The following is a 3,421-nucleotide window of genomic DNA, read 5'->3' as shown; positions in this document are numbered from 1 at the left end:
GCTTTCCCCACGTGGAGCCGCTGTTTATCGAACGTGTCTACCGTGATACCGATGGGGCTGCTGTGTGGTGTGATGTGTTGCAATCCGCCGCCACCGAGACCTGCACAGACATCGCCCGCTTAGCGCTGGATGATGCTTTGCTGTGGATAAACGAAAACTACGGTACCGCCCTGGAAGCGCTACGCTGGGGCGATGCGCATCAGGCGACGCATGACCACCCAGTGCTGGGCAATGTGCCGGTGTTAAAGTGGTTCGTCAACATCCGCCAATCCACCTCGGGCGGTGATAACACCCTGCAACGGGGCCGCACCAGCGGGGCCGGTCCAAACCCGTTTTATAACGTGCATGGTGCGGGGTATCGCGGGGTTTACGACTTTGCCGATCCGGACAGTTCGGTGTTTGTCATTTCAACGGGGCAGTCTGGTCACCCGCTGTCGCGGTTCTATGATAATCTGGGCGAACTCTGGCGGCGTGGTGAATACATCCCGATGTCGCTGGACCCTGAACTGGCCCGCGCGGCGGCGGCGGGTGTGACTGTGCTGGAACCTGCCACTCCATAAGTCACTTTTAGCCGCGGTCATGCGGCGCATCCAGATCCATCACTGGCCCAAGCGGCACAATGCCGGTCGGGTTCACCGTGTCGTGGCTGGCGTAATAGTGGTTCTTGATGTGATCCATATGCACCGTGGCAGCGACGCCTGAGTGCTGATACAGATCACGGACATAGTTTGACAGGTTCGGGTAATCCGCGATGCGTTTCAGGTTGCATTTGAAATGGCCGACATAGACCGGATCAAACCGTACCAATGTGGTGAACAGGCGCCAGTCTGCTTCGGTCAGGTTTGTGCCTGTCAGGTAGCGGTTCTGTGACAACAGCCCCTCAAGCCAGTCCAGCGTTTCAAACACTGGCACCACGGCTTCCTCATACGCCGTTTGGGTGGTGGCAAAGCCGGAGCGGTAAACCCCGTTGTTCAAAGTGCTGTAGACACGGGCGTTGAACTCGTCGATTTTGCCGCGCAACGCCTGCGGGTAATAATCGCCTGCAATCGCTCCGACACCCTCAAACGCACTGTTAAACATGCGGATGATTTCCGAGGATTCATTGCTGACGATGGTCTGGTTTTTCTTGTCCCACAGCACCGGAACCGTAACGCGGCCGCTATAGGTCGGATCGGCCGCAGTATAAACCTGATGCAGAAATTCGGCATTATTGACCGGATCGGCAACCACCCCGTCGCCTGCATGAAAGGTCCAGCCATCACCGCGCATATACCAGTTCACCACCGACACAGGGATCATATCCGCAAGCCCCTTTAGGTTGCGAAAAATCATTGTGCGATGTGCCCAAGGACAAGCATGCGAGATGTAAAGATGATAGCGGTTCGCCTCGGCCTTGAACCCAGGCACACCACTTGGCCCTGCAGACCCGTCCGCGGTTATCCAGTTTCGAAAAGAGGCATCTTTTCGTTTGAAATGCCCGCCGGATGATTTGGTTTCATACCATTGATCAACCCATTTTCCATCCTGTAGCAATCCCATGATGCGCTCCTTGTTAGCAAGTCTCGTTTAATTGAATTCATCTGACGACCCAAACGCCTTTGAAAACAAACGCTGCCTGGGGCCGCCAGATGAATGAAATGAATCCGGTTGAACGAGACACGCTCCTAATGTGCCGGTTTGATAAATGTGCCGTTGTTCAAGTCACTGACCGCCTGTTTCAGCTCATCGCGGGTGTTCATCACAATTGGCCCGTGCCATGCAATCGGCTCATTCAATGGAGCGCCTGAAATCAGCAAAAACCGGATGCCATCCGGCCCTGCATGCACAGTCACCTCGTCGCCGGTGCCAAACTGGATCAGGGTGCGATCACCTGACAAATCGCGGATGTTCAGCTCTTCACCCAACACCTCTTTTTCAAGCAACACCCCCTTAGGCGGGGCCGCATCGTCAAACCGTCCCGCCCCGTCAAACACATAGGCAAAGGCGTGGCGGTAGGTATCAACCTTGAAGGTCTTGCGAACCCCCGCTGGCACAAAAATATCCAGATATTGCGGGTCTGCCGCGATGCCATCAACCGGCCCGCGCTTGCCCCAGAATTCGCCAATAATAATGCGCACCTGTGTGCCGTCGTCATCAATGATTTCGGGAATATCCTTGCCCTCGATGTCCTGATAACGGGGCGCGGTCATTTTCAGGCTGGCAGGTAGATTGGCCCACAGTTGAAACCCGTGCATCTGCCCCTGTGCGTTTCCTTTGGGCATTTCCTGATGCATGATACCTGATCCTGCCGTCATCCATTGAACAGCACCTGCCCCCAGCGTGCCCTCATTATTCAGGCTATCCTTATGCGTCACGCTGCCTGTCAGAACATAGGTGATGGTTTCAATGCCACGGTGCGGATGCCACGGAAATCCGGCGGCGTAATCCTCGGGATTTTCATTGCGAAAATCATCAAACAGCAGATAAGGGTCAAACTTATCCGGATTGTGAAACCCGAAGGCACGGTGCAGTTTTACACCCGCGCCCTCGATCGTAGGCTGTGCAAGTGTTGCAGATTTTACTGGCCTGAATGACATCTGATACCCTCGGCGTATGTCCTGTGTGTATCTGCCAAATATAGATCGGTGCGATTAGGCAAAGATACAGCGACAACTACACATGTATCGTGCGCAAATGCGCAAGCGCTTACATATCGCGGTAGTGCTTTTCTTGGCGTGCAGTCCAAAACACCTGCACCACAAAGCCGTCCTCATTCTGGTCTTCGCCCGTCACTACGCCCTCTTGAAACAGCCACGCGCGTTTGCGCCCGTCCGCAAAGGGGATCAACAATTCACGCTCGGTTTTCGGGTCGGTCAGGTTGGCCGAAATCGCCGCAAGCAGTTCATCCAGCCCCTGCCCCGTGATCGACGAAATGGCGAATTTATCATCGTGACGCGCGGCTTTTTCGACCATCGCAGCCTGATCATCCGCAGGTAGCAAATCCAGCTTATTCCAGACCTCGATCATTGGTGCATCTTCCGCCATGCCCAACTGCTCCAGAATACTCGCCACATTGCGGGCTTGTTCATGGGTGTTGGCATGTGAAATATCGCGCACATGGATCACCAGGTCGGCGTCCAGCACCTCTTCCAGTGTGGCGCGGAAGGCGGCGACCAACTGGGTTGGCAGTTCCGATATAAACCCCACGGTGTCGGACAGGATAATTTCCTGCCCCGAAGGTAATTCAACACTGCGCATGGTCGGATCCAGCGTGGCGAACAACATGTCCTTGGCCATCACCTTGGCCCCCGTCAACCGGTTGAACAGGGTGGATTTACCCGCGTTGGTATAGCCAACCAGCGCCACCACCGGAAACGGCACCTTCTTGCGCGAGGCGCGGTGCAATTCGCGGGTTTTCACCACTTTGGACAATTGGCGTTTG

At 55.3% G+C, this 3,421-nt stretch carries 4 protein-coding genes; 1 reads left to right on the top strand and 3 read right to left on the bottom strand.

Annotated features, from left to right (window positions below; all coding sequences use genetic code 11):
* Positions 1-560, top strand: a 560-nt coding sequence (locus ACWB12_RS16905) for a penicillin acylase family protein (RefSeq protein ID WP_479531273.1), incomplete at its 5' end; no start/stop codon positions are given.
* A 7-nt stretch (positions 561-567) separates the two neighbouring features.
* Here ACWB12_RS16905 and ACWB12_RS16900 read toward each other — a convergent pair.
* The 3 genes from ACWB12_RS16900 to hflX all read right to left on the bottom strand — a co-directional run.
* Positions 568-1,539 (bottom strand): glutathione S-transferase family protein, encoded by a 972-nt coding sequence (locus ACWB12_RS16900; protein ID WP_479531272.1) that lies wholly within the window; start codon positions 1,537-1,539, stop codon positions 568-570.
* A gap of 125 nt (positions 1,540-1,664) precedes the next feature.
* Positions 1,665-2,576 (bottom strand): pirin family protein, encoded by a 912-nt coding sequence (locus ACWB12_RS16895; RefSeq protein ID WP_479531271.1) that lies wholly within the window; start codon positions 2,574-2,576, stop codon positions 1,665-1,667.
* 109 nt (positions 2,577-2,685) lie between these two features.
* Positions 2,686-3,421, bottom strand: a 736-nt coding sequence (gene hflX / locus ACWB12_RS16890; RefSeq protein ID WP_479531270.1) for a GTPase HflX, incomplete at its 5' end; no start/stop codon positions are given.

The organism is Profundibacter sp., assembly GCF_056498605.1.
The sequence above is the reverse complement of the archived record's forward strand: the minus strand, read 5'-3'. Positions and strand labels throughout refer to the sequence as shown.